We start from the raw sequence: 18,830 nt of genomic DNA, 5'->3' as shown, positions 1-18,830 counted from the left end.
CCACCGCCGCCGCCTGCGGGCGCGCCGCCGCCCGGAGCACCGCCGTCGCCGCCTCCGGGCACCCCGCCGCCGCCGACGGTCGCGAAGGTGGCGCCGGCCGTCCGGTCCGCGTCGAGCTTGACGGTGCACGGGCCCACCCCGGCCGCGGCGCATGCGCCGGTCCAGCCGGTGAAGGTGGAGCCCGCGGGCGTCACCGGCGTGAGCGTGACGGAGTTGCCGGCGGGGGCCTGCGTGGAGCACGTGCCCGGGCAGGCGATGCCGCCGCCCGTGACCGAGCCGGGACCGGTGACGGTGACCCCGAGGGTGTGCCGCATGAGCGAGAGCAGGATGCTGATGCCCGGCAGGTCCTGGCCGTAGAAGGGGGCGACGGCGGACCCGCCGGCGTCCGACGCCACGCCCCGCGGGTCGTCCGTGGAGTACGCCCGCGACGGGTAGCCCGCGACGGCGCCGCAGCTCCCGTCGGACACGAAGCGGACGAGGTAGGGGAAGGCGTTGAGCCGGAGGACGCGGTAGCTGCCGTCGGCGGTCGTGCAGGCGCGGCCGGCCTCGACCAGGTCGCTGTCGAGCACGCGCACGGACACGTTCGCGATCGCGGCCCCGGACTCGGCGTCCGTGGCCCTCCCGCCGATCGTCGCCTCGTCCTGCAGCGACCCGTTGATCCTGGGGGTGGCGACGCCGTCGGTCACGGCGACCGCGGTGGCGAACTTCCCGGCCGCCCGGCCGTCGAACCACGACGCCGCGAAGCCCGCGGTGGCGCAGCCCGCCGCCGGGTCGCCGGAGAACCGCACGTAGTAGGTCCCCGTCGCGAGGTTCGTGAAGCGGTACGCGCCGGAGGCGTCGGTGCAGGTGGACCCCGCGGGCGCCCGGCCGGCGTCGTAGAGCTCGACGGTGTAGCCCGCGACCGGGTTCCCGGTCGACGCGGCGGTCGCCGTGCCGCTCACTGATCCCGTCGCGGCCGACGCGGCGGCTGGGACCGCGGTGGACAGGAGGACCCCGAGCACGGCGGCCCGGAGCAGGTTCTTCACGTTCAGCATGGGCGTTCGCCGCTTCGTCGTAGGGGGGACGTCCGCACCCCCGACCGGCGACTCCGGGGTGGGGGACCGGCGCAGTGTCGTGCCCTCCGGGGCGGCGCACAATGCTCCGATCCCTACACACGGACCCTAGGTTTTGGGCGTCGGCACCGACCGCCGCGAACCGTCGACGCGCACGGCCGTCGACCGCGCCGCGGCGTACGGTGCCGCCATGGACGCTCCCGCGATCGTGCTGCCGGAGACGATGGAGTGGGTGACCAGGCCCCACGCCCCGGGCGAGCCGGCACGGCACGTCGCCGAGCTGACGGAGCGGACGGGCACCGTCCACGGTGGGCACAACGTGTGGCGGTACGAGCCCGGTGCCCGCGGGCGCCGCCACGTCCACGACCGGCAGGAGGAGACGTTCCTCGTCGTCCGGGGCACGTTGTCGACGTACCTCGGCGACGACGCGGTGCGCCACGACGTCCCCACCGGGGGCGTCGTGCACGTGCCGCCCGGCGTCGCCCAGCAGACGGTCAACCACGGCGACGAGGACCTGGTCGTCTACGCCTGGGGCGCGCCGCAGGACGACGGCGCCGAGGTCCTCGCTACACCTGCGCCGTCGGCCGGACGATGATCTCGTTCACGTCGACGTCGTCGGGCTGCTCGATCGCGTAGGCGATGGCCCGGCCGATCGCAGCGGCTCCTCGCCGAGCTGACGGCGGGCAGCCCGGCGTTCGCATCTCTCTGGGCGGCCCACGACGTCGGCCTGAAGCGTCGCGACGCCAAGCTGCTGGACCACCCGCACGTCGGTCGTCTGCGTCTGGGCTTCGAGACGTTCGACGTCCGCAGCGCCCCGGGGCAGCAGCTCGTCGTCTACCAGGCGGAGCCGGGCAGCCGGAGCGCGGAGGCGCTCGCCCGGCTCGGTGCCCTGCGGGACGACGCGCTCGCGGACCCGACGGCGTCCGCCGGGTAGCGCCCTGGGCCGCCGTGTCCTGCGCCGCCGCGCCAGGGGGCCGCTCTCGAGGGTGCGGGACGGGTCCGGGCGGAAGGGGCGAGGCCGATCCGGGCGGACGGGCCGGCCCCCTCAGCGCGCCTCGCGGAAGACCTCGATCTTCCGGGTGCGCTTGTCGTACTTCCTCAGCTCGAGGCGGTCGGGGGTGTTGCGCTTGTTCTTCGTCGTCGTGTAGACGGTGCCCGTGCCGGCGGTGGACACCATCTTGATCTGGATCCGGACGTCCCCGCGGGCCATCAGAACCGCTCCCCGCGGGCCACCATCTCGCGGTAGACGCGGTCGATGCCGCGCACGTCGATGCGCTTCTGGCCCTTCGCGCTGAGCGTCACCCGGATCCAGCGCCGCTGGCTGGGGACGTAGAACCGCTTCTTCTGGATGTTCACCCTGAACCAGCGCTTCGTCCGGTGCTGGGAGTGGGGGACGTTGTTGCCGGTGCGCGGGCGCGCGCCGGTGACCTGGCAGCGTTGAGACATCGGAGGGCCGTGGTGGTGGGTGGGGGCCGGACGGTGCGGAGGCGACCGCCCGACCAATAATGAGATCGAGTCCTATTCTTATCGCATGCCCGCGTCCCGGACGACCCCGACCCCGCGACGAGCCCCGGGGCGACCGTGACGGCCCACCCGCCGGTCGACGCGTCCGCGTGCCTGGCGGCCGCCCGCGGACGACCGGGTGGCCGGCGCGAGATCGCCGCGCTGCTCGAGGCGCAGTTCCACCACCTCGGGCGAGACGTCATGCACCCCGACGGCAACGTGCTCCGCCGCCTGGGCTTCGTCCGGCAGCGGCCGCCGGCCGGGCTGCGCACCGCGACGACGCGGTACGTCCGGGCCGACGGGCTCCTCGTCGCCGTCTGGCCGTTCGCCCTGTGCGTCGGCGACGCGCGGGGCGCGGCGCTCCTGCCGCGACGCGGCCGCCCGTCGCTGTGGCCGCTCGCGGCGCAGCCGGACTGCTTCACCGCCCGGCAGCTCGGGGACGCGCGGCGCGGGTGCGTCGCCTGTCCCGGACCCCTCGTCGGGCGGGCGTTCGCCTGGCTGGCCTCCTACGAGCTGGCGGTGGACGACCTCGTCGGCACCGCCCACCGCGCGCCGGCAGAGGAGCGCCATCGGGCGGCTCCGGGCGGCGGGTACGCGCTGCACGCCGCGTGGCGCACGCACGGCGCCGCGCTGGGCGGGCTGTGATCGCCCGGTGTCGTCGGTTCCGTCGGTGCGGCGGACGCGGGCGCCGTCCGGCGCTCGCGCTGGACGGCCGCCCTACTCCGGCGCCGCGTCCCGCAGCCGGGCGGCGGAGGCCACGACGGACGCGATCCGCGTCGACGCCGCGGTGCGGGGCCACGCGATGACGGTGGTGATGTCCGGGGCGTCGGTGACGGGCACCGCGACGTGCTCGGGCCACTGCCAGGCGCGACTGGACGCCGGGATCACGAGGAGCGTCCGGCCGAGAGCGACGAGCTGGGCGAGCTGGGACTGGGTGTGGACCTCGGGGCCGGGGCCGTCGGGGTAGGTCCCGTCGAGGAGCGGCCAGCGGGCCATCGGCAGGTCCGGGACGTCGCGGACGTCGGCCATGGTGAGACGGTCGCTCGCGGCGAGCCGGTGGCCGGCCGGGACGATCGCGACCTGGCCCTCGACGTGGAGGTCCTCGCTGTCGAAGCCCACGAGGTCGTCGACCGGGCGGTGCATCAGCGCCACGTCGGCACGTCCGGACCGGAGCAGGTGCGCCTGCTCCCCGACCTCGCAGAGCAGGACCTCGACCGGTGCGGTCTCCGGGTCGTCGGCGAGCGTCCCGAGCAGCCGCCTCAGCAGCTCGTGCGACGCGCCGGCCTTCGTCGCGAGCACGAGCGGGCGTCCCGGGTCCGCGGCCCGTCGCGTCCGCAGGGCGGCCGCCTCCACGGCGTCGAGGGCCGTGCGGGCCTCGCGCAGCAGCACGGTCCCCGCCTCGGTCAGGGCGACGCCGCGCCGGTCGCGGTCCAGGAGCCGGACCCCCAGGCGCTGCTCGAGCTGCCGGATCGCGCGCGACAGCGGCGGCTGCGCGATGCCCAGCCGGGTCGCGGCGCGCCCGAAGTGCAGCTCCTCGGCGACGGCGACGAAGTAGCGGAGCTCGCGGGTCTCGAGGTCGGCCACGGCACGACCCTAGCTGGTGATACCCGCCGGGTATCAGAGGCTACCCGATCGGTCTTGGACGCCGCGAGGACGAACCCGGAGGATCGACGGGGTGAGCACTTCGAGGACGGCGCTGGTCACCGGCGCGAACAAGGGCATCGGCTTCGCCATCGCGCGGGGACTCGGGGCGATCGGCTTCCAGGTCGCGGTCGGGGCGCGGGACGAGGCGCGGGGTGCGGAGGCCGTCGCGCGTCTGCGGGGCGACGGCGTCGACGCGTTCGCCCTCGCGCTGGACGTGACCTCCGACGCGAGCGTCGCCGCCGCGGCGGCCGCGGTCGAGCGGACGGCGGGCGGCCTGGACGTGCTCGTCAACAACGCCGGGATCGCCGGTGGCACGGAGGGCGGCGCGCAGGACCCGACGACCCTGGACCTCGACGTGCTCCGGACGGTGCTCGAGACGAACGTCCTCGGGGCCGTCCGCGTGACCAACGCGTTCCTGCCGCAGCTCCGCCGGGCCCCGTCGCCGCGCATCGTGAACATGTCGAGCACCATGGCGTCGCTGGCGCTGCGGACCGGCCCGGTGCTGGCCGCCTACGCGCCCTCGAAGTCGCTGCTCAACAGCCTCACGGTGCAGTACGCGCGGCAGCTCGCCGACACGCACGTCCTCGTCAACGCCGCCTGCCCGGGCTTCGTCGCCACGGACCTCACCGGGTTCGCCGCGCCGCGGACCCCGGAACAGGGCGCCGCGATCGCGGTGCGCCTGGCCACGCTGCCGGACGGCGGGTCCAGCGGCGGCTTCTTCGACGACGACGGTCCGGTCCCGTGGTGACCGCGCGGCACGTCGCGCGGTCCGCGGTCGTCGCGCTCGCCCGCCGGGGTCGCCCGCCGCTCCGACGCGGTGCGATGATCGGTGGCCATGGAGCCCGACCTCGCGACGTGCCTCCGCGCCTGGCGCGACCGCCACGGGCCGGCGGGCGACGTCGCGTCGGGTGGCCGGCGACGCCGCGCGCCCGGGCTGCGGCGCGAGGAGGTGGCCACGGCGGCCGGCATCTCGGTCAACTACCTCATGCGCCTCGAGCAGGGCCGGGCGAGCGCCCCGTCGCCGTCCGTCGTCTCCGCGCTGGCCCGCGCGCTGGCCCTGGACCCCGTCGAGACCGCCCACCTGCACCGGGTCGCCGGCCACGCCGACGGCACCGGACGGGTCGCCGTGCGGACCATCACCCCGTCGGTGCAGCGGATCCTCACGCGCTTCCGCGACGTGCCGGTGCTCGTCCTCGACCCCGCCTGGGAGATCGTCGCCGCGAGCCCGCTGGCCCGCGCGCTGCTGGCCGAGGACGCCGTGGGCGAGAACGCGGCGCGCAACCACTTCGTCGGGCCGCAGTGGGTGGAGCGCTCCGCCGAGGCCGCCGAGAAGTACGAGCGCGAGATCGTCGGCGACCTCCGCCTCGCGCTCGGGCGGTTCCCGGACGACCCGGGGCTGCTCGCCGTCGTCGCCGAGCTGCGGGCCGCGTCGGAGCGCTTCGAGGAGCTCTGGGGACACGCGCCCGCCGCCCTCCCGGCGACCGCGCGCAAGACCTTCACGCACCCGACGGCCGGCACCGTCACGGTCGACTGCGACGTGACCGGCGTGCTCGACAGCGACCTGCGCCTCGTCGTCTGGACCGCGGTCCCCGGCTCCGCCGACGCGGCGTCGCTGGCGTCGCTGGCCGGCGGGGTGCCCCGGCCGCTCGAGGTCTGAACCGTGGCGGCGTGGACCCTCGTCGGCCTGCGGGTGCTCCGCGAGGTCGGGGCGCACGGGTCGTTCACCGCCGCCGCCGAGGTGCTCGGGTACACGCAGTCGGCGGTCTCCCGCCAGGTCGCGGCGATGGAGCGGGTCGCCGAGGCCCCGCTGTTCGAGCGACAGGCCCGGGGCGTGCGTCCGACGGCGGCCGGCCGGGTGCTCCTGCGCCACGCGGAGGTCGTGCTGGAGCGCGCCGACGCCGCGACCCTCGAGCTGCGGGGCCTGCAGGACCGACTCGAGGGGCGGCTGGCCGTCGGTGCGTTCCCGACCGCGCTCGGGGTGCTCGTCCCGCGGGCGGTCGCGCTGCTCTCCCGCGAGCACCCCGGCGTCTTGGTGACCCTCCGCGAGGGGTCGACACCGACCCACCTGCGCCGGGTCCGCGCGGGACGGCTCGAGGTCGGCGTCGTCGCCCTCGACGCGGACGAGCTCGACGCGGCGTCGGATCTGCGGTGCGACCTGCTCGTCCGCGGGCGGACGCTCGTCGCGGTCGCCGCGACGCACCGCCTGGCGGGGCGGGCGACGGTGAGCCCGGACGAGCTCGAGGACGAGCCGTGGATCGCCGGGGCCGGCGGGGCGGGCGAGCCGTCGTTCACCGTCTGGCCCGGCCTGCGCGGCACGCCGCGCGTCGCCTTCGCCGTCCGCGACTGGCCGGGTCGCCTGGGGCTGGTCGCCGCCGGGTTGGGGATCGCGGTCGTGCCCAGCCTCGCGGCCGCCGCGGTCCCCCGGGGCGTCGAGCTCGTCGAGGTGGACGGGACGGTCGAGGGTCGGCGGCTCGCCTACGCCGCCACCGCCCGGGACCGCTCGCCCGGGGCCGACGCGCTGGTCCGCGCGCTGCGGACCGTGGGCGCCGGGCTCTCCGTGCGCCCCGCGACCGACTGAGGGTCGCCCGGCCGGGCGTGCGTCGTCCGATCGACCCGCCGCCGCTGATCGACCGATCGATCGGACGAGCCGTGTCGGGGACGGTCCGCAAGGCATGCATCTCACGCATGGCCGGAGTGCCTGATCGTCGCTGGTGGAATCGCAAGAGCCGTCCTACCGTGGATCGGGCGTCATCCACCCCGCACGGAGAGCCGACCGCCGCGACCGGCGGCCGGGACCCGGGCAGCACCACGGAGCACCCCATGTCGAAGACCTGGTTCATCACCGGCACCTCCAGCGGCCTCGGCCGCGGCCTCGTCGAGCGCGCGCTCGAGCGGGGCGACCGCGTCGCCGCGACGCTGCGACGCACCGACGCGCTCGACGACCTGCGCGCCACGTACGGCGACCGCCTCTGGACCGCCCGGCTCGACGTCACCGACGCGGCCGCCGTCCGCAGCACGGTCGACGCCGCGGCGGCGGACCTCGGGCGCCTGGACGTCGTCGTCAGCAACGCGGGCTACGGCCTCTTCGGCGCCGTCGAGGAGGCGACCGACGAGCAGGTGCGCCGGCAGATCGAGACCAACCTGCTGGGCTCCGCCTGGGTGATCCGCGCCGCGTTGCCGCACCTGCGCGCCCAGGGCGGCGGCCGGATCCTGCAGGTCTCCTCGGCCGGCGGGCAGACGACCTACCCGAACTTCGGCCTCTACCACGCGTCGAAGTGGGGGATCGAGGGCCTCGCCGAGACGCTCGCCCAGGAGGTCGCCCCGCTCGGGATCGGCGTCACCATCGTCGAACCGGGCGCGACCCCGACGGAGTTCGGTGCCGGGCTGGACCGGGCGACCGTCAGCGAGGCCTACGACCGGACCCCGGCCGGCGACGTCCGCCGTGCGGTCGCCGACGGCTCCTTCGAGCAGCCCGGCGACGCCGAGAAGGTCGTCGCGGCGATCATCGCCTCCGTCGACGACGCGGCCGCGCCGCTGCGTCTGCCGCTCGGGCCGGACACCTACGCCGACGTGCGCGCGTCGCTCGTCGCCCGACTCGAGGCGCTCGACGCGGCCCGCGACGTCGCGCTGTCGGTCGCGCGTCATCCGGTGGCCTGACCCCGTCACCGGAGAGCCTCGGGCGTGCGGCGCCCGGGCCTCGTCCCACGGTCCTCGGGGTCCCGTCGCCGTCGCCCCGGGCCGGCCGTCAGAAGGCGCGGGTGTAGGTCGCCGTCAGCGCCAGCTCGCCGAGCAGCGCCACCGGGAGCGTCAGGCCGATCCACCGGCGCTCGATCGTCCCGCGGCTGCCGACCACGAGCAGGACGAGGCCGATGACGGCCCACAGGGCCAGGGTCGACCAGTACTGCAGCTCGTGGCCGTAGACCCAGGCGCCCTCGGCGAGGAACGCGGCCGGCAGCACCGTGGAGCCGATCCCGCGCAGGCCGGGGGCACCGGTCCGCCGCAGCGCACCGGCTGCCCCGAAGACCGGTCCGCCGACGACCGCGCAGGCGCCCCAGAAGACGTTCTGCGCTCCGCCGGCCCCGAACCCCCGCAGCACGGACGCGACGTCGTACCCGACGAGCTGGGCGGCGCAGACCACGAAGCCCAGGGCGGCCCCCGTGCGGATCGACGGGGCGGAGCGGCCCACGAGGTACGGGGCCACGAGCCACGCCGAGGCGGAGTTCACCAGGGCGCTCAGCGGCGTGCCGAGGACGGTCTGGCCGAGCGACGTCAGCACCCCGATCGTCAGGCCGACCGCGAGGACCGTCGCGGCCCGGAGGACGACGGCGGGGACGACGGGCGACGCCGCCGGGGCCCAGGATCCGGCACCCGGGGCGGACGCGGCGGGGCGCGGGACCGCCCGGCCCGAGGACGGAGCCGGCGGGGGAGGGGCGGTGCGATCGCTCATGCCTCCATGGTCCGGCGCCGCCTCTCGTCGCACATCGGCCGCAGGACGGAACCGCACCCCCGTCTCGAGGCGGAGGCGACGAGCGTGTCGTCGACCCCGGCGCGACGGCGGGATGCGGTCGACCCGGCCCCGACGCACCCGCGGTGCGGCGCCTACCGCTCGCCGGGCCGCACGATGCGGTGCTCGTAGGCCCAGGAGACCGCCTGCACGCGGTCGCGGAGCCCGAGCTTGCGCAGGACGCTGGAGACGTGGGTCTTCACGGTCGCCTCCGAGATGACGAGGGTCCCCGCGATCTCGAGGTTCGAGCGACCGCCCGCGAGCAGCCGGAGGATCTCCCGCTCGCGCCCCGTCAGCTCCGCCGCGGCCTCCGCCGCGGCGGTGTCGGACGGACCCGGGCCCCCGCCGGTCGCGAAGTGCTCCAGCAGGCGGCGCGTCACGCCCGGGGCCAGCAGGGCGTCCCCGCGGGCGACGACGCGGACCGCCTCGACGAGGTCCGCGCTGCGGGTGTCCTTGAGCAGGAACCCCGACGCACCGGCGCGGATGGCGGCGTAGACGTACTCGTCGAGGTCGAAGGTCGTCAGGACGAGCACCCGTCCCGCGTCCGCGGCGACGATCCGGCGGGTCGCCTCGATCCCGTCGACCGCGCCCATGCGCACGTCCATCAGGACGACGTCGGGCCGCAGCCGGCGCGCCAGGTCCGCGCCCGGTCCACCGTCGTCGGCCTCCCCGACGACCCGGATGTCGCCGGCGGCCTCCAGGATCATCCGGAACCCCGAGCGCAGGAGCTCTTGGTCGTCCACGAGCAGCACGCGGATCACGGGGCCGGACTCCCGGCCATCGGCGCACGCACCGTCACGACGGTGCCACCGGCGGGGGCCGCCGCGATCGTCAGCGTCCCGCCGATGGACCGGGCGCGCTCGCGCATGCCCGGCACGCCGCGGCCGCCCGCGCCGGACCGGTCGAGGGCTCCCCCGGTCGGCGCGCCGTCCGGGCCGACGCCGTCGTCGGCGATCGAGAGATCCACCGTGTCGTGGTCGACCACCAGCGCGATCGCGACGGACCGGGCGGCGGCGTGACGCAGGGCGTTGGTGACCGACTCCTGGGCGATCCGCAGCAGCGAGACGCCCGTGGCCGACGGGACGTCGGCGCGTGGGCCGCGGACGCTCAGGCGGGCGTCGAGCCCGGCGGCGCGGATGCTGTCGGCGAGGCCCTCGAGGTGCTCCAGGCCGGCGAGGGCGCCGAGCGGCGGACCTGGCCCGTCGTCCTCCTGCACCTCGCGCAGCAGCGTCCGCAGGTCCGCCATCGCCGCCCGCCCGGACGTCTCGACGGCCCGGACGGCCGCCCGGGCCTGTGCCGGCGAGGTGTCCCAGACGGCGTCGGCGGCCGCGGCCTGGACGACCATGACCGCCACGGTGTGGGTCACGAGGTCGTGGACGTCACGGCCGATCCGGGCCCGTTCGGCGAGGACGGCGCGCTCCGCGTCGGCCGCGCGGGCGCGCTCGCGCAGCTCGGCCTCGGCCAGCAGGACGTCGACGGTGCGCTGTCTCGCCCGCAGCGCGTACCCCGCCAGCCACGCGCCGCAGGCCACCATGGCCGGCACGCCGAGGCCGAGGACCGCGGTGACGATCGCGGCGGAGGACGTCTGCGCGTCGCCGCTCCACACGGGTTCGGGTGCGATCGCGACGGAGACCGCGAGCACGACGACCAGCCCGACGACGGAGGTGCGCGGCCGCGCGCGGCTCGCCAGTTCGGCCAGCGGGAGGACGAGCAGGGCCAGCAGCAGCAGGTAGGGCGCGTCGAACGTGCTCCCCACCACGGACGCGCCCGGCAGCCGTGCCGACCCGACGACCCCGCAGACCAGCAGGACGGCGACCAGGGGACGGCGGCCGCGGATCGCGTAGGACCCGGCGGTGAGGACGGCCGCCGCGATCCACCACGGGCCCTGGGCACCGAGGGCCAGCGTCCCGCCGAAGGCCACGACCACGACCGCCACGGGCCCCCACGCCCAGAGGCGCGACTGCCACCGCGGCGGGCGCTCCGGGGTGTCGGCGTCGACGGTCATGGCCGGATCGTACGAGCACGACGCGCGCCGCACATCGGTCTGAAGACGGAGATCTCCGGGGTTGCGGCCGGCGCCGAGTCGGAGCGCGCCCGGGCCGCTTCCCGACGGAGCGGCGCCCACGGGCCGGGACGGGCGCCGTCAGCGGCCGTCGTCCGCGGCGCGCCGGGCCAGGTCGTCGTAGGCCGTGCGGGCCGTCGTGCCGATCAGCGCGTCGAGGTGGGGCATCGAGGCGGCGGGCGTCGGGGCGAGGAGGAACACCGCGATCGCGACCCGCAGGCCTCCCGGGCCCTCGACGACGCCGACCTCGTTGCGGACCCCGGGCAGCGTCCCGGTCTTGCCGGCCACGAGCACCGCGTCGTCGGCGAAGCCCGAGGCGATGCGGTGCGGCCAGACCTGCAGGCCCATGAGCCGGCGGACGGCCGCGCAGGACGCCGGTGCCGCCGCCTCGTCCTGCCACAGCGCGCGCAGGAGCCGCGTCTGGTCGCGCGCGGACCCGCCGTTGGTCTGTCCGGCGTCGCGGACGCGGAGCTCGCGGAAGCGCTCCTCGTCCGCGACCAGCACGGCGGCCGCGGCGGCCGCGTCCTCCGTCCCGGTGTCCTCGAGGATCGTGCGGGAGAAGTCCCTGCAGGCGTGCCGGGCCGCCGTGGTCCGCATGCCGAGGGCGTCGTGGACGTCCTGCACCGCGGCGAGCCCCAGCCGGTCGACGAGCAGGTCCGCGGCACCGTTGTCGCTGAGCGCCAGGGCGAGGTAGCCGAGGTCGCGGACCGACACCGCGGCCGGGTCGAGCATGGCGCCCAGTCCCGTCGGTCCGCCCGATCGAGGGCCCACCTCGACGCGCTCGGTGAGGTCGAGCTCGCCGCGGTCGGCGGCCCGCCACACGGCCGTCGCCAGCGCCACCTTGAAGACCGACGCCAGCGGCATCGGGCGGTCCGCCCCGACGGCGACCTCGGCCCGGGCGTCGAGGTCGATCGCGTGCAGCGACCCGCGGACGCCGTGGGCGTCGAAGGCCTTCCGGATCCGGTCCGCGGTGTCCACCTAGAACGCGTCCGCCGGCCGGGGAGGTCGGGGCGCGGTGCCGGACGGCGGCCGTCCCGCCGTCCAGCTGCCCGACGCCAGGAGCGCGTCGTGCAGCGCGCCCGCCACCCGCTCGACCGCCGGGCGGCGCTCCTCCGCGTGCCATGCGACGACGGCGACGGTCGTGAGCGGTCCGCCGGCGATGGGTCGCCACGCCGTGCCGGCCGGCGTCCGGGCCGGCGCGTCGAGCAGGGCGACCGCCCCGCGGGTCAGGACGAGGCCGGCCGCGAAGTCCGGGCCTTCGGCGGTCAGGACCTCGCGCGGCGCGTAGCCGAGCGCGTGGCACGTCCGGAGCGTCCGGTCGTGCGTCCGCGGCTCCGCGGCCCACGGGGGCAGCACGACGGGGCGCAGCGCCCCGAGCTCGTGCAGCTCGATCTCCTCGGCGGACGCGAGCGGGTCGTCCTGCGCGATCAGCGCACCGACGGGCCGCTCGATCGGTGCGGCGTGGCGCAGCCCGGCGGGTGCCGGCCAGCGGACGAGCCCGACGTCGACGTGCCGGTCCCGGAGCTCGCGGGCCTGCCCGGGTCCCGCCAGCTCCACCGGGTCGACCCGCACGTCGCCGGCGCCGTCGGCGAGCACCCCCACGAGCGACGCGAGCGTCGCGGCGGGCAGGTCGGTGGAGACGCCGACCCGGACGGTGGCCGAGGCGGTGTCCCGGGCCGCCTCGATCGCCGCGTCGAGCTGCCCGACCCGGTCGAGGACCGCGCGCGCCTCGACCAGCAGCACGCCGCCCACCGGCGTGAGACGCACCTGCCGGGTCGTCCGGACGAAGAGGTCCGCGCCGAGCTCCCGCTCGAGGGCCCGGATGCGCTGGCTCAGGGGCGACTGGGCGATGTGCAGGCGGTCCGCCGCCCGTCCGAAGTGCAGCTCCTCGGCCACGGCGACGAAGTACCTGAGGTGGCGGAGGAGGTCCACGGGTGCGGTCGAGAGCGGGAACGTCTCGGCATGAGGATCGAGACCGTTCGGGTCTGGATGCCGGACCGCAAAAGTGATGCGACCGGGTCGGGCGACTGGTTCCATCGTCGCATGTCCCCTCTCCACACCCGCCGGTCCGTCGTCGCGAAGGCGGCGCTCGTCCCCCTCGCGCTCGCCCTCCCCGCGACGGCCGCGCCCTCCGCGCCGGCCGCGTCCCGCCGCCCGCGGACCGCCGCGGCGTTCGCCGACCTGGAGCGCCGGTTCGACGCCCGGGTCGGGCTGCACGCCATCGACACCGCGACGGGCCGCACCGTCTCGCACCGGACTGGCGAGCGGTTCGCGTTCTGCTCGACCTCGAAGGCGCTGGCCTCCGCGCTGCTGCTGCGCGATGCCGACCTGGACCACGTCGTGCGCTACACCGCGGCGGACCTCGTCACCTACTCGCCGATCACCGAGCAGCACGTCGACACGGGCATGACGATCCGGGCGCTCTGCGACGCCGCGCTGCGCTACAGCGACAACACCGCCCACAACCTGGTCCTCGGGCAGCTCGGCGGCCCCGCCGGCTTCACCCGTGGGCTGCGCCGCCGGCTCGGCGACCGGGTGACCCGCTCCGACCGGTTCGAGCCCGCGCTGAACAGCGCGGTGCCGGGCGAGGTCCTCGACACGACGACGCCGGAGGCGATCGCCACCAGCCTCGGGCGATGCGTCCTGGGCCGCGTGCTCCCGTGCGACCGCCGGGCGATCCTGCGCGACCTCATGCTGCGCAACACGACCGGCGACGGCCAGATCCGCGGCGGCGTCCCGAGCACCTGGGAGGTGGCGGACAAGACCGGCAGCGGCTCCTACGCCAGCTCGAACGACATCGCGGTGCTGTGGCCGCCGCGTCGGCGCCCGATCGTCCTCGCCGTCCTCACCTCGCGCCCCCGCGTCGACGACGTCCGGGACATCGCCCTGATCGCCGAGGCGACCGAGGTGGCGGTCGGCGCGCTGCGCTGACCGCGGGAGCCACGAGGAGACCTCACCGGCGAGGGGACGCCCGCCCAGGTCCCGACCCGCACGCCCGCCCCGGACGCCCCGTCACGCCCGGTCCGAACCGCCCGCGGACGCCCCGTCACGCGCGCTCCGCACGCCCTCCCGGCGGTGGCCTTCACGCCGCCGCGACCCTGCCCGCCGCGCCGACCGATAGCGTCTGGGCCATGAACAAGCAGGAGCTCGCTGACCAGATCGCCGACAAGGCCGAGATCACGGCCGCGCAGGCCAAGGCCGCCGTGGACGCGACGTTCGCCGCGATCGCCGACGAACTCGTCGCCGGCCGCGAGGTCGCCGTCGCCGGGTTCGGCAAGTTCAGCACGAGCGAGCGGTCCGCCCGCGAGGGGCGCAACCCCTCCAACGGCGAGACCATCCAGATCGCCGCCAGCACGGCCGCGAAGTTCACCGCGGCGGCCGGGCTGAAGAAGCAGCTCAACGGCTGAGCCGCCCCGTCGGGCGGGCCTCGGGCCCGCCGGACGGGACAGCAGGACGAGCCCCGGCCGGACCGGCCGGGACAGCAAGCAGGACGCGCCCCGGCGGAGACCGGGGCCGCAGACGGCGCCCGCCCCCGGCAGTCCGGGGCGGCCGAACGTGGTGCTCAGCCCGGCAGGCGGACGCCGCGGCCCTCGGCCACGAGTTCGCCGGTGCGCTTCAGCCGGCTGACCGTCGAGGCGACGACCGTGCGCTTCATGCCGCTGGTGCGCGCGATGTCCGCGGCCGTGACGCCCGGGCGCTCCGCGATCAGCGCGAGGATCGCGCTCTTGTTCGCGCCCTGGCCGCGACGGGTCGTCGCGGACGACGCCGGGGCGGCCGACGGGGTCGCGTCGGAGCCCTGGGCGGCACCGCTCGCCGCGAGGATCGCGCGCAGGCGCTCGGCCTCGTCGAGGTAGGGCTGCAGCTCGGCGAGCCGTGCCGTGACCGTCTGGACGACCTCGTCGACCACCGCTCCGGGGGCGGGATCGTCGGCGGAAGGCGGTGCGGTCATTGATGCGGCGGCGGGGGAGGGGACGTCGCCGGCGTGGCCCTGACCCGTCAGGTGGGGCGGGACGCGGGGGACAGCGGCGGCGCTCTCGTCATCATGCCAGCAGTCGCGCCGCGCGCGCACCGCCCGTGACCCACCCCCGGCGCTCCGACGGAGTCGCACGTCAGCCCCGCTCGTTCCGGACGGCGGTCTCGTTGTGCGCGCGGTCGACGCCGGCACCGAGGGTCCCCGCGGCCGCGGACGGCAGCGCGATCGACTCGATCGGCATCGGCTGCACGGCCGCCAGCAGCGCGTCGAGCGCGTGCCCCGAGAGCGTCTCGAACTCGACGAGCGACCTCGCGGTCTCCTGCACCGTCGTCCAGTTGGCCTTCAGCACCACGTGGGCACGCGCCTCGGCCTCGCCGACGATGCGGGCGACCTCGCCGTCGATGAGGTTCAGCGTCTCCGGACCGGTGGAGCCGAGGTCCTGCAGGGCGTTGCCGAGGAAGACCTCGCCACCGGCCTCGCCGACGGTGACGTGGCCGAGGCGGCGCGACATGCCGAACGACGTGACCATCGAGCGCGCGAGCTTCGTCGCCGCGTGGAGGTCGTCGCTGATGCCCGTGGACTCCTCGCCGAACTCGATGATCTCGCCGGCGGTGCCGGCCATGATCGCGGCGAGCTGACGCTCGAGGTCGCGGCGCCCGTGCATCACGGCGTCCTTGTCGGTCATCATCGACGCCGCGGTGCCGAGCTGGCGGCCGCGGGCGACGATCGACAGCTTCTGCGCGGCGACGGTCTGCCCGACCGCGCGGGTGACGACGGCGTGCGAGGCCTCGTGCATCGCGATCGTCCACTGCTCGTCCTCGGTGAGCACGTGCCGCTTGGCGGGGCCGGCCACGACGCGGTCGATGGCCTCCTCGAGCGTCTTCTGGTCGATCGTGTCGCGCTGCTCGCGGACGGTGAGGAGCGCGGCCTCGTTGACGAGGTTGGCCAGCTCGGCGCCGGAGAAGCCGGGGCAGAGCTTGGCGATGTGGTGCAGGTCGACGTCCATGTCGAACTGGCGGCCGCGGGCGTGGAGCTCGAGGATCTCGAGACGGCCGTGGACGTCGGGCACGTCGATGACGACCTGGCGATCGAAGCGGCCCGGGCGCAGGAGCGCGGGGTCGAGGATGTCGGGGCGGTTGGTCGCACCCATGACGACGACGCCGGCGTCGCCGCCGAAGCCGTCCATCTCGACGAGCATCTGGTTCAGCGTCTGCTCGCGCTCGTCGTTGCCCTGGCCGACGCCGGCCCCGCGCTTGCGGCCGGCGGCGTCGATCTCGTCGATGAAGATGATCGACGGGGCGGCCTTGCGGGCCTTCGCGAAGAGGTCGCGGACGCGGGCGGCGCCGACGCCGACCAGCGACTCGACGAACTCGGCGCCCGAGGCGGAGAAGAACGCCGCGTCGGCCTCGCCGGCGGTCGCGCGGGCCAGCAGCGTCTTGCCGGTGCCCGGGGGGCCCACGAGCAGGATGCCCTTCGGGGCCGCCGCACCCTGGGAGAGGTACTTCTGCGGGTCGTCGAGGAAGTCGCCGATCTCGCGCAGCTCGGCCAGGGCCGCACCGGCGCCGGCGACGGAGTCGAACGTGATCTGCGAGCCGGCCTTCTTCTTCTTGCCCTTGCCGCGGAACGACGAGAACCCGGCGATGCCGGAGCTCGCGTCGCCCGCCTGGCGGGTGAAGAACGCGAAGAGCGTGACGAGCAGCAGGATCGGCAGCAGGAACTGGACGATCACCGTGCGGGCCGGCTTGTCGGACTGCGGGTCGACCGTGGCCGCGGCGCCGCCGCGGTGCAGGCGCAGGAGCAGGTCGCTCGTGGCCGTGTCGGAGGACGGGTAGTCCGCGTAGACCTGCACGCCGGTGTTCAGGCGGGCGACGACCTGGTGGTCCTGGTCCAGGAGCTCGGCCGTCTGGATCTGCTTGGCCGTCGAGGCCGAGAGGATCGAGCTGAACGACACCTGGCGTCCGTGGCCCTCCGGCTTCAGCGAACCCAGCAGGCTGAAGAAGAGGATCGCCACCGTGATCGCGGAGACGAGCAGGAACAGGGCCATCTTGTCGCGGGTCAGCCATTTCCAGATGGCCGTCGCGACGTCGGCGACGAAGGTCGCGGCCTCGCGGGTGGGCGTGCGCTTCTTGTTCGAAGCGGCCAGGCGTGGATTGCTCACGGAGTCTCGCTGCAGATCGTTCGGGGAGGGGTGCTCGGGGAGCCGACGGCGGGGCGCCGGGTCCAGGGGAGGGGGTGCGATCCGCGGGGGGACGGAGCGGCCCGACCCCGGGCCGGTCGGCACGATAGACCAGCCCCGGGGCCGTTCTGCGTCAACAACCTCGTGTTCACGACATTCCAACAGCGCTGTTCACAGCGCCTTCACGGGGCCCCCGTGGAGGCGCCACGTTCAGGGCATCGCCGGGGCCGTCTGGCGCCGGAGGAACGCGCAGCGGAAGCGCTCGGCCGAGCCCGTCGGGACGCCGCCCGCGAAGCCCCCGGCGTTGCCGTTGTCGAAGACCGTGACGTACTGCAGGGTCGCGGGCGCCGGGTTCTCGAAGCCGCCCGAGGCGGCGCTGCCGGTCGTCGTCGTGACGAGCGTGCTCGACATCTCGCGCAGGTCGCGCCGGCCGCCCGGGTCGACGAGCGCCTTCGCGTCGCGGTCGTCGGCGCGGCCGGAGAGGCGCAGGCGCTCGGCGGCGCCGACGAGCTGGGCGGCGGTCGGCAGCCGGCCGCCGAGTCGGACGCAGCTGCGGGCGGCCTCGGCGTGGGGGGCGACGCCGCGGACGCCGCGGTCCAGGCACCAGGTGCCCAGCTCCGCCGCGCCCGTAGGGCAGCGGAGGAGCGCGTCCTGGGCGCGGAGGCTCCCGAGGCGCAGGGCGGTGCGGGCCCGGGCGACCGTCGGGACGACGGAGGCGGGGAAGCGGCCCGAGCGGTCCAGGCGGACGACGCCCCGGGCCTTCGGGGTCGTGCTCGCGCGCAGGCCGGGGGCTGCGGTGCCCGGTCCGGCCGACGCGAAGAGGACGGCGGTCCCCGCGACCACGATGGAGAGGACGCCCAGGACGAGGGCCAGGGGTGGCCGGCGGAGGGTCATCGGTACGTGCCTCGGGCGGGGGAGCGGGTCGTCGGTGCGGGGCGTCGCGTCGTCCGGTGCGGCCGGGCACGTCGTCGTGCGGTCGTCGTCGCGCGGGTCGTCGCGGTGTCGTCGCCGCCCGCGGCCGGCGCGTCGTCGCCGGGTGCGGCGTCCCCGGCGGGCTTCCGGGGACCGGGGATCGTCAGACGGCGACGCAGCGTGGTGACGTTGCCGGCGTCGTCGAGCGCCCGCACCAGGACGCTGACCGTCCCGCCGGCCGCGTAGCGGTGGGTGGCGCGGCGCGTCAGGCCGTCGTCGGTGGCGTCGTCGCCCCAGTCCACGGTCGTGCCGCCCTCGGCGACGCCCGACGCCCGACGGCTGCCACCGGGGTCGGTGACGCGCACGAGGACGCGCCGACCGCGCCGCGTCACGCTGATCTGCGGTCGGCGCCGGTCGGTCGCGAAGGTCGAGACGGGGGTCGTCGTCTCGCCGCCCCCGGTGCGGCTGCGGGCGGTCACGGTGACGCGGTGCGGCCCGTCGGCCAGGGCGCCGAGCGGGAGCTGCAGGCCGCGGTCGTAGACCTTCCGGGCGACGATCCGGCCGTCGACGTGGACCGCGTAGTCCCGCGGCCGGGGGTCGTTCGGCGGTGCCTGCCAGGTGATCAGCGGGCGGCGCACGTTCGTCCACTCCGGCGGGACCTCGACCGCGAACGGCACGGGCGGGGCGTCGACGCGGGCGACCGCGATCTGCCCCTCGTCCGCGGCGCCCTGGGCGAAGGCGACCAGGGCGTTGCCGTTGCCGGCCCCGGCCATCGCGAGACCGGTGATCGGTCCGCCCGCGGGGCCCGACACGCCCTGGGTGGTGGTCACCGCGGCGTCGGCGAGCTCCCGGACGACGACCCGTCCGCCGCCCTCGGGCGAGGCGGCCGCGACGGTGCCGCGCCCCTCCAGGCCCTGCGCGAGCACGGGGGGCGGCGCGTCGGGGGTCGCGCCGAGGGTGACGGACGAGGGGGTCGCCGCGCCCGTGCCGACGGCCAGGGCGCC

Annotated in this window: 21 protein-coding genes and 1 pseudogene; 9 read left to right on the top strand and 13 right to left on the bottom strand. The window is 76.4% G+C overall.

The annotated features are described in order from the left end of the window. A partial coding sequence (locus tag Q7T67_RS01350) for a carboxypeptidase regulatory-like domain-containing protein (RefSeq protein ID WP_304785529.1) occupies nucleotides 1–1,034 on the bottom strand: 1,034 nt, incomplete at its 3' end. Nucleotides 1,035–1,242: 208 nt separating this feature from the next. Between Q7T67_RS01350 and Q7T67_RS01345 the strand changes: the two genes are divergently transcribed. Together Q7T67_RS01345 and Q7T67_RS21175 are read left to right on the top strand one after the other, a co-directional pair. Further along, entirely contained in the window at nucleotides 1,243–1,647 is a 405-nt protein-coding gene (locus Q7T67_RS01345) for a cupin domain-containing protein (protein ID WP_304785528.1), read from the top strand. 78 nt (nucleotides 1,648–1,725) lie between these two features. Next, a complete protein-coding gene (locus Q7T67_RS21175) occupies nucleotides 1,726–1,986 on the top strand; it encodes a hypothetical protein (RefSeq protein WP_370695339.1) in 261 nt (86 codons plus the stop codon). A gap of 111 nt (nucleotides 1,987–2,097) precedes the next feature. On the opposite strand, the gene rpmG is transcribed toward Q7T67_RS21175, so the two are convergent. Further along, entirely contained in the window at nucleotides 2,098–2,262 is a 165-nt protein-coding gene (rpmG, locus tag Q7T67_RS01340; protein WP_304785527.1) for a 50S ribosomal protein L33, read from the bottom strand. Continuing rightward, entirely contained in the window at nucleotides 2,262–2,498 is a 237-nt protein-coding gene (gene rpmB / locus Q7T67_RS01335) for a 50S ribosomal protein L28 (protein ID WP_304785526.1), read from the bottom strand. Before rpmB ends, rpmG begins: the two co-directional genes overlap by 1 nt. A 135-nt stretch (nucleotides 2,499–2,633) precedes the next feature. Here rpmB and Q7T67_RS01330 point away from each other — a divergent pair, with 135 nt between their 5' ends. Further along, nucleotides 2,634–3,200, top strand: a complete 567-nt coding sequence (locus Q7T67_RS01330; protein ID WP_304785525.1) for a hypothetical protein — start codon at nucleotides 2,634–2,636, stop codon at nucleotides 3,198–3,200. Nucleotides 3,201–3,272: 72 nt separating this feature from the next. Here Q7T67_RS01330 and Q7T67_RS01325 read toward each other — a convergent pair whose 3' ends face one another. Continuing rightward, nucleotides 3,273–4,139 carry a LysR family transcriptional regulator gene (locus Q7T67_RS01325; RefSeq protein WP_304785524.1) on the bottom strand — a complete coding sequence of 289 codons (867 nt, stop codon included), beginning with the start codon at nucleotides 4,137–4,139 and terminating at the stop codon, nucleotides 3,273–3,275. 82 nt (nucleotides 4,140–4,221) lie between these two features. Between Q7T67_RS01325 and Q7T67_RS01320 the strand changes: the two genes are divergently transcribed. The 4 genes from Q7T67_RS01320 (at nucleotide 4,222) to Q7T67_RS01305 (ending at nucleotide 7,856) form a co-directional block, all read left to right on the top strand. Then, nucleotides 4,222–4,947, top strand: a complete 726-nt coding sequence (locus Q7T67_RS01320; RefSeq protein WP_370695338.1) for an SDR family oxidoreductase — start codon at nucleotides 4,222–4,224, stop codon at nucleotides 4,945–4,947. A gap of 87 nt (nucleotides 4,948–5,034) precedes the next feature. Continuing rightward, nucleotides 5,035–5,856 carry a helix-turn-helix transcriptional regulator gene (locus Q7T67_RS01315; protein ID WP_304785522.1) on the top strand — a complete coding sequence of 274 codons (822 nt, stop codon included), beginning with the start codon at nucleotides 5,035–5,037 and terminating at the stop codon, nucleotides 5,854–5,856. Nucleotides 5,857–5,859: 3 nt separating this feature from the next. Beyond that, nucleotides 5,860–6,777 carry a LysR family transcriptional regulator gene (locus Q7T67_RS01310; RefSeq protein WP_304785521.1) on the top strand — a complete coding sequence of 306 codons (918 nt, stop codon included), beginning with the start codon at nucleotides 5,860–5,862 and terminating at the stop codon, nucleotides 6,775–6,777. 242 nt (nucleotides 6,778–7,019) lie between these two features. Further along, on the top strand, nucleotides 7,020–7,856 hold the full coding sequence (locus Q7T67_RS01305; RefSeq protein WP_304785520.1) for an SDR family oxidoreductase: 837 nt from the start codon (nucleotides 7,020–7,022) through the stop codon (nucleotides 7,854–7,856). 88 nt (nucleotides 7,857–7,944) lie between these two features. Here Q7T67_RS01305 and Q7T67_RS01300 read toward each other — a convergent pair whose 3' ends face one another. The 5 genes from Q7T67_RS01300 to Q7T67_RS01280 form a co-directional block, all read right to left on the bottom strand. Further along, entirely contained in the window at nucleotides 7,945–8,646 is a 702-nt protein-coding gene (locus tag Q7T67_RS01300) for a DUF6518 family protein (RefSeq protein ID WP_304785519.1), read from the bottom strand. Nucleotides 8,647–8,798: 152 nt separating this feature from the next. Then, nucleotides 8,799–9,464, bottom strand: a complete 666-nt coding sequence (locus Q7T67_RS01295) for a response regulator transcription factor (protein WP_304785518.1) — start codon at nucleotides 9,462–9,464, stop codon at nucleotides 8,799–8,801. Beyond that, complete coding sequence (locus Q7T67_RS01290; RefSeq protein ID WP_304785517.1) at nucleotides 9,461–10,708, bottom strand: sensor histidine kinase; 1,248 nt, start codon at nucleotides 10,706–10,708, stop codon at nucleotides 9,461–9,463. Before Q7T67_RS01290 ends, Q7T67_RS01295 begins: the two co-directional genes overlap by 4 nt. A gap of 138 nt (nucleotides 10,709–10,846) precedes the next feature. After that, nucleotides 10,847–11,743, bottom strand: coding sequence for a serine hydrolase (locus Q7T67_RS01285; protein WP_304785516.1), 897 nt, complete (start codon nucleotides 11,741–11,743; stop codon nucleotides 10,847–10,849). Then, a complete protein-coding gene (locus Q7T67_RS01280) occupies nucleotides 11,744–12,697 on the bottom strand; it encodes a LysR family transcriptional regulator (protein WP_304785515.1) in 954 nt (317 codons plus the stop codon). It abuts the gene before it with no gap. A 111-nt stretch (nucleotides 12,698–12,808) separates the two neighbouring features. On the opposite strand from Q7T67_RS01280, the gene bla reads away from it, so the two are divergent. Both bla and Q7T67_RS01270 read left to right on the top strand, forming a co-directional pair. Next, a complete protein-coding gene (gene bla / locus Q7T67_RS01275; RefSeq protein ID WP_304785514.1) occupies nucleotides 12,809–13,696 on the top strand; it encodes a class A beta-lactamase in 888 nt (295 codons plus the stop codon). Between the two features lie 200 nt (nucleotides 13,697–13,896). Further along, on the top strand, nucleotides 13,897–14,172 hold the full coding sequence (locus Q7T67_RS01270) for an HU family DNA-binding protein (RefSeq protein ID WP_304785513.1): 276 nt from the start codon (nucleotides 13,897–13,899) through the stop codon (nucleotides 14,170–14,172). A gap of 155 nt (nucleotides 14,173–14,327) precedes the next feature. On the opposite strand, the gene Q7T67_RS01265 is transcribed toward Q7T67_RS01270, so the two are convergent. The 4 genes and pseudogenes from Q7T67_RS01265 to Q7T67_RS01250 all read right to left on the bottom strand — a co-directional run. Continuing rightward, nucleotides 14,328–14,714 carry a helix-turn-helix domain-containing protein gene (locus Q7T67_RS01265; RefSeq protein ID WP_304785512.1) on the bottom strand — a complete coding sequence of 129 codons (387 nt, stop codon included), beginning with the start codon at nucleotides 14,712–14,714 and terminating at the stop codon, nucleotides 14,328–14,330. 160 nt (nucleotides 14,715–14,874) lie between these two features. Further along, the gene (gene ftsH, locus Q7T67_RS01260; protein WP_304785511.1) at nucleotides 14,875–16,896 is read right to left on the bottom strand and encodes an ATP-dependent zinc metalloprotease FtsH; all 2,022 of its coding nucleotides are present in this window, start codon (nucleotides 16,894–16,896) and stop codon (nucleotides 14,875–14,877) included. A 228-nt stretch (nucleotides 16,897–17,124) separates the two neighbouring features. Further along, entirely contained in the window at nucleotides 17,125–17,808 is a 684-nt protein-coding gene (locus Q7T67_RS01255; protein WP_304785510.1) for a hypothetical protein, read from the bottom strand. Further along, nucleotides 17,805–18,830: pseudogene (locus Q7T67_RS01250) on the bottom strand (hypothetical protein); the annotation flags it as partial. The pseudogene Q7T67_RS01250 and the gene Q7T67_RS01255, both read right to left, overlap by 4 nt.

The organism is Patulibacter sp. (assembly GCF_030655195.1).
Lineage (GTDB): Bacteria > Actinomycetota > Thermoleophilia > Solirubrobacterales > Solirubrobacteraceae > Patulibacter.
Note: the sequence above shows the minus strand (reverse complement) of the source record. Positions and strands in the feature narration are given on the sequence as shown.